At 75.5% G+C, this 229-nt stretch carries 1 protein-coding gene; it reads left to right on the forward strand.

All coding sequences use genetic code 11. The features are described 5' to 3' along the window. Positions 1-229: arginase family protein (locus J0695_RS38860; protein WP_206969569.1), on the forward strand; the 229-nt coding region annotated here is incomplete at both ends.

Consider the following 229-nt stretch of genomic DNA (forward strand, 5'->3'; position numbering starts at 1 on the left):
TCGTACCGCCCCGGCGCCCGCTTCGGCGGCAACGCGATCCGCGAGGCGTCCTGTGCCGGGTTGTACGGGCGCAGCAGGCGGGACGCCTCGCCGTTCGCGCGCGCGCAGGTCGCGGACGCGGGCGACACCGCGGCGAACCCGTTCAACATCAACGAGGCCGTCGAGACGATCGAGGCCGCCGCCGACGACCTGCTCGGCACGGGCGCCCGTCTGATGACGCTCGGCGGCG

It is taken from the genome of Streptomyces beijiangensis (assembly GCF_017315755.1).
Taxonomy (GTDB): Bacteria; Actinomycetota; Actinomycetes; order Streptomycetales; family Streptomycetaceae; genus Streptomyces; species Streptomyces beijiangensis.